This window comes from Clostridium sp. CTA-17, from assembly GCF_054767895.1.
This window is the reverse complement of the sequence record NZ_BAAABF010000018.1, coordinates 1-6,830: the sequence shown is the minus strand read 5'-3', so window position 1 is coordinate 6,830 and position 6,830 is coordinate 1. Positions and strand designations below refer to the sequence as shown.

Here is a 6,830-nt window from a genome sequence, read left to right as displayed (position 1 = left end):
GAAGCAGCAGTTAAAATGATACCAGATACTGAAACTGCTATAAACGAAGACGATGCTAAGAAGTTCCAAAAGATGTTAGACTTACTTGAAGATGACGACGATGTTCAAGAGGTTTATCACAATGCTGAATTCCCTGAAGGATGGGATGAATAATCACTGTAAAGTATTGATATTACAAGGATTATTAATTAAGCTAATAAGTTTATATTTTAATTAATTTAATAAAAATACTATTGATTATGGTAAACTTAATATTTTCCATAATCAATAGTTAAGGTATACGTTATACCTCCTTATTTAGATATGTTTATCTAGTAAGGAGGTATTTTTGTTTTTAAAAGATGTTATTAAAGAATTTGTTTTTGAGATAAGACTTAGAAATTACTCAGAGAGGACTATTAAAGGATATAAGAATAATATATCTAAATTTGCTAGATATATTGAAGTTGAATTTGAATTAGTTGAAATTGAGGATATTAGTCATGTGCATATAAAAAATTATTTAAATTATCTTAAATCCAATGGCTTAACAGAAGTTTATATTAATACTATTTTAAAGAACTTAAGAAGTTTTTATAAATATTGTTTTAATGAAGGATATTGTTTAAATATAGCTTCAAAAGTAGGATGGTTAAGAGAAAAGAAAGTAGTTATAAAAACATTTTCTGATAATGAAATTAGAAAAATGATAGATGTATATAATTATAGTTCTTATATAAATGCAAGAAATAAATGTATAATGGCTATCTTAATTGATACAGGTATAAGAAATTTCGAGCTTTGTCAATTAAAGAGAAATGATATAAGAGAAACTATTATTTATATCATGGGAAAGGGAAATAAGGAGAGAGTTGTTCCTATATCACCATATTTAAAGAAAGTAATGATAAAGTATGAGAGGATACGAGAAGGGTATTTAAAAAATAATATTTTACATTATGATAATTACTTTTTAAGTTATAGAAATAAACCTCTAACAATAGAGGCTGTTGAACGGATAGTAAAATTATGTGGAAAAAAAGCTAATGTTAATAAAAATATACGTTGTTCGCCACATACATTAAGGCATTATTTTGCACAGGCACAATTGAAAAATGGATTAGATGTATATAGTTTAAGTAGATTATTAGGTCATGAAAATGTAACTATAACAAAAAGATATTTACAAGGACTTAAGGATAATGAAGTATTAGAGCTTGGGGTAAAGTCTAGTCCTTTAATGAATTTAAGAAAATAAAAAAATAGAGAGATACGCCAATATCCCTCTTATAACAATTTAATATTGTTAAATTAACTTTGTATATCCAACTTGTAGATAACAAAAAAACAGACAAATAAATGTTATCAAAAAAGTTAGTGATATGCAAGGCTTTGTTTCTTATGCCTTAAAATAAAGGAATAAGTTAGTAGTTTAAGCACTAAAGCTACTATAAATAATTTTAGTAGGTGAGCTAAGCCAAAGCATAAAATTAGCTATATCATTAATCATAAGGGATTTACTTCTATTGCAACTTATGTAAGGTATTAATGATATGTAAGGTGAGCAGCAACCAATAACCTTTAAATAATAGTTGTGGAGGTAGCTTGGCATTCTAGTGAATGGGTAAGTATTAGCAAATAAAAACATTTAGGACAAGTTATAAATGGTAAAGCTAATATGCAGTTATGCAGTAATAATAGAAGTATTCAATAAGGTTCTCAATGAGTAAACCAAACATGGTGATATTATCTTACCTAATCTATAATTAATTTATATAGATTAGGTAAGATAATTATTTGATTTTAGTAGCTCATAAGTTCCCAAACATTTTAAATTTTAAAAATAAAAAATAATATGATATAATTTATTGGAATATTATGTATATAGGAGGTGCAGTATGGCGCAGTATGAACCAAAACCTGAAGTAGAGAGAATTGAAGTATTAGTAAGATTGGTGAAAGATGGACATATAAAATTACCTAGATTTCAAAGACCTTTTGTTTGGACAAAACAAAATATTTTAGAATTAATGGATAGTATTTATAAGGGATATCCAATCGGAAGTATTTTATTATGGTTAACAAAACAAAAATTAGCAAGTGAAAGAAATATAGCTGATTTAGAAATTAATGAATTAGAAGAAGAATATCCTACTAATTATTTATTAGATGGGCAACAGAGATTGTCAACACTTTGTGGAATATTATTTTGGAACGAAAAAGATAAGAAGAGTGTATGGAATGTTGTATTTGATTTAGAAGAAGAAAAGTTTTTATATGATCCTGATAATGAAAAAATTCAGTATTTTAAGTTGAATAAACTTTTAGATACAATGGATTTTATTAATCAATGTTCAAGGTTTGTAGGACATCCAAAGCAAGCATTGTATACAAAGAATGCTCAAAAATTATTAAATTCAATAAAAGATTATAAAATAGCTTCTGTAAAAATAGGAGATATGAGTCTTGATGAAGTAGCTCCTATTTTTGAAAGAATAAATAGTACAGGTAGAAGACTTACAATGGTTGATTTAATGAGAGCAGCAACTTGGAGTGGTGATTTTGATTTAAGTGACACTATTGATATGGTAAGACGTGAATTGGAAAATAAAAACTTTGAAGCTGTACCTGAGATAGAGATATTAAGAAATTTAGCTACATGTGCAGGGTTAGGTGTAACAAAGGAGGATATAAATAAATTAAGAAATTTGTCATCTGATGAATTAAAGGTTATCGCTACAAAATGTAAGAGTGCATATATGAAGGCTGTTGATTTTATTACTACAGAATTACCAGTGACTACTCATGGATATTTACCATATTCCTTACAACTTACATTTTTAGTTGAATTTTTTAATTTATGTCCATTACCATCATTAAAGCAAAGAAAAGAAATTAAAAAATGGTTTTGGAGAACTTCTATAACTAGATATTTTGCTTCTTTTAATACAGCTCAACTTAATACAGAATTAAAAAATATTAGAAGTTTCGCTAAAGATGAAGTTGAAACAATACCAATAAATAAGGGGCTATCCTATAAAGAACTTATAGAAAGTCAATTTATATTAAGTAAAGCTATAAGCAAGACTTTTGCACTTATTCTTGCAAGTAATAAACCACAAAGTTTATTAGATGGTGCAATAATAAATATAGAAAATGTATTAAGTACAGTTAATAAAAAAGAGTATCATCATATTTTCCCTAAGGACTATTTAAAAAATAAAGGATACAACAATAATGAAATTAATACTAATGCCAATATATGTATTCTTAATTTAATTAATAATAGAAATATATCTAATAAAGCTCCAAGAGAATATTTTTTAGAGCTACAAAATAGATTAGGGAGTAACCTAGAAGAAGTATTAGAAAGTAATTTTATAAATAAAAAAGCATATGAGTGTGCTTTAATAAATGATTATAATGGATTTATAAATGCTAGAAACAAGATTATTATTGATAAAGCAAAAGAATTATGTGAGGATTTTGAAGATATATCATTAGAATTAGTGGATAGACAATTAAATAATATAGATGGTTATGAACAATTGAATTTAGATATATAAGATGAAAATAAATTTTAAATAATAAGGATACTAATATTTTTGGTATCCTTATTTGAAGATAAAGTGTATCATAAAACTAAAGTTTAGTGAGACAATAATTTTAATAGAAAAAAATAATAAAAAATTGGATAAATAAATTACAGTATATGTTTCATTTAAAAATATACTTTAATGAGACAAATTTAGGAGAGTGAATTAATGATAGTAAAATATCTTAGAGTATCTACAACTAAGCAAGATATCACTAGACAAGACATGCAGCTAGATAAATTAAAAATATCTTTTGATAGAGAATATGTAGATAAGATAACTGGTAAAACAAAAGATAGACCTCAATTGAAAAAGATGTTATGTGATCTTAAAGATGGAGATATTCTTTATTGTGAAAGTATTAGTAGATTAGGACGAAGTTTAAAAGATTTAATAGAAATTATAGAACAACTGGTAAATAAAGGCGTTAGAGTAATAATAGTTAAGGAGGGGATAGATACCAATAGTAGTACGTATAAGTTGCTATTAGCTGTATTTGGTGGTGTAGCAGAGATGGAGAGAGAAACTATACAAGAGAGAGTTATACAAGGTATAGAAAAATGTAAGGCAACAGGAGAGACTAAGACTGGAATTTGGTTTGGAAGAAAAGAGAAGCAATTTGAGGATTTGCCTAAAAATTTTAGAAAGTATTATATTCAAATGAAAAATAAACAAATAACAAAAGTTGAAATGGCAAAGTTACTAGAGTGTGGTAGAGCAACTTTATATAGATGGATAACAATATATGAGAAACACTTATTGATTTAATACAATGGGTGTTTTTTTTATTTTAAGTATTTATAGAGTTACTAAACACAATTCTGAAAAATATTTTTTAATAATGAATAATTTTAATTTAAAATTTAGAATGATTCAAAATTAGACATTAAAAATTTTTTTGAATTTTTACGTTATTTTTTTACGTTTTAAGAAAACAAGGGCAATAATAATCTGAAGTTTATAAGAAAAAGGAGATTATTATGATAATAACAAAAAATTTAAAACTAATAGGCGATATAAACAAAATAAATAAAACAGGTGATTATATAGGAGAAAAAGCTTTCTTATGCAGCAAATGTAATATAAAAAAGAAAAAATCTGAATTCCATAAAAGTAAATATAATAAAAATGGAATTCAATGGTATTGTAAGCAATGCAAAAGTAAAGTTAACAAAAATAATTATGAAAAATGTAGAGGAAGTTGGATATATTACATAGTATTAGATGGAGAAATTAGATGGGTAGGAAGTACCATTAATATAATAAATAGAATCAGTAAGCATAAAAATTGTAATAAACAAAGTAATTTTATATATGAAGCAAAAAAACGTAATATAGATTTAAAAGATAAAAAAATTGAAATATATGCTTGTGATGTTATTGCTCAAGGACTAAATTTGACAATAGTTGATTTAAGATATTATGAGCATAAGCTAATTGAAAAGTTAAAAGTTGATGAAGATAAATTATTTAATAAGAGAACAAAGTCTAAGTTTGAAAAAAGAGATAGATATATAGATGAAATCCCAATAGAAGGATTTAAGTTTACTCTTTACAAAAAGTTTGCTTAAAGTAAATTTGGTATAAAGAGTAAATAGGTAACTTATTTGTTCTTATGTATATAATAGAGAAATAATTATATATAAGAACAAAAGTGTTACCTATTTTATATGTAAGATTAAATTAGGAGAAGAGTAGTGGGGAAAATTTCAGATATTAAAATATTTAAAAATAAAATAAAAATAGGAAAAATACAAGGCAAATTGTTATGGGAGTTAGATAATCAGAAGAATTTAAAGGGAAATCCACTTAAAGCTTTTGAAACATGTTTAAAAAGAATATGCAGTTTTGAAAAATATAAGATTGGCAGAAATAGTTACTATAATATTATTCAAATATATGACGAAATTAAAGAAAGAGAACATAAGAATAAAATTTCATTAATAGGAAATAAAAATAGAATCAATAAAATAGGATTTGAAATGGGGAGTAATGTTGAGTTTGTAGCAGGAGTATTAATGAATAAGGCTGAGTATTTTCATAATTGTGGAGATACAGGATTTAAATCAATTTCTACATGGGTAAAGGTATGTGGATTAATTTCAGAAAATGAATTTATACAAAATAGATTACGAAACTTAGTAGAAACTGCAATAAAAAAATTACATAAGCTAGAATTTGTAGAAGCTAATATAGCTTTTATGAAATGTGAAAATGGTGAACATATACCTATAACTGAAGTAGAATTTAATGAATATAGGGAGAAAAGCAATTTTTGTTTTAAAAAATCAGTTGGAGAAAAGATAAGCAATAGATATAAAAGCTATTATCAATTTCAAAAGTTATACAAATGGTATGATAAGTATTTACTTGAAAATAAATATTGGAAATTGATGAATACAGAAATTGAGTATGTTTATAAAGTTTATAAATTAACGCCTATTTTTAAAATAGAGCATATAGAATGCAAACAATTTAATAGATTACTTAACGCTGTTTTTGGTGATTGTGATGAATATTTACTTGAAAATACAACAATAAATGAAAAGATAACTGAGTTTGTAAGAAGTTTAGAAGAGGATAGATAAAATAAATAAAATCATTATTTTATGAATTTAGTTGTAATATTTAACGTTAAGATGTATAAGATAAAAAGATATAATTTAAGTCAATATGGAATAAAGAGAAGTGTATTAATTATATTACATCAAATATAATAGTGTACGAATTAAATGTAAAAAAGATGATACACAAAGAAATGGCTGAGGATTTATAAGAAGTATAGATATAGTTAACACTTGTAAGCACTATCATATATAACATTATGTTAATTACAATCAAATAGTGTAGTATGCTTATCTTTTATTGCTAGGTAAAGTTAGAGAAGATGCAAAGATTACTGTAAGGAATATGAAGTAAATTAAAGAAAAAAGCTAGGAAAAAAACAAATTACATTATTTGAATAGTTTAATAAATTGACAAAGTTATAAAATTTATTTATTATAAATAATGGTAAACAAATAATATTAAATAAGTAATATATTATTTATAATTAAGATAAACATACTAAATTTAAGAACATTAAATTATTAAAATATTTATATATAAGCTTTAGAGGCTGAAGGATTAGAATTCTTAGAAGCAGCAGTTAAAATGATACCAGATACTGAAACTGCTATAAACGAAGACGATGCTAAGAAGTTCCAAAAGATGTTAGACTTACTTGAAGATGACGACGATGTTCAAGAGGTTTAT

General features: G+C 24.8%; 6 protein-coding genes and 1 pseudogene. All 7 read left to right on the top strand.

The window, feature by feature from the left end; all coding sequences use genetic code 11:
* On the top strand, positions 1-153 hold a 153-nt coding region (locus ACYUCG_RS15010), incomplete at its 5' end, for a YebC/PmpR family DNA-binding transcriptional regulator (protein WP_460268413.1).
* A 175-nt stretch (positions 154-328) separates the two neighbouring features.
* Positions 329-1,237, top strand: a complete 909-nt coding sequence (locus tag ACYUCG_RS15005; RefSeq protein ID WP_460268820.1) for a tyrosine-type recombinase/integrase — start codon at positions 329-331, stop codon at positions 1,235-1,237.
* Between the two features lie 640 nt (positions 1,238-1,877).
* Complete coding sequence (locus ACYUCG_RS15000; protein WP_460268819.1) at positions 1,878-3,545, top strand: GmrSD restriction endonuclease domain-containing protein; 1,668 nt, start codon at positions 1,878-1,880, stop codon at positions 3,543-3,545.
* Between the two features lie 198 nt (positions 3,546-3,743).
* Entirely contained in the window at positions 3,744-4,343 is a 600-nt protein-coding gene (locus ACYUCG_RS14995; RefSeq protein WP_096516604.1) for a recombinase family protein, read from the top strand.
* A 212-nt stretch (positions 4,344-4,555) separates the two neighbouring features.
* On the top strand, positions 4,556-5,146 hold the full coding sequence (locus ACYUCG_RS14990; protein ID WP_460268818.1) for a hypothetical protein: 591 nt from the start codon (positions 4,556-4,558) through the stop codon (positions 5,144-5,146).
* A 126-nt stretch (positions 5,147-5,272) separates the two neighbouring features.
* A complete protein-coding gene (locus ACYUCG_RS14985; protein ID WP_096516602.1) occupies positions 5,273-6,163 on the top strand; it encodes a hypothetical protein in 891 nt (296 codons plus the stop codon).
* Between the two features lie 520 nt (positions 6,164-6,683).
* Positions 6,684-6,830 (top strand): annotated as a pseudogene (locus tag ACYUCG_RS14980) (YebC/PmpR family DNA-binding transcriptional regulator); the annotation flags it as partial.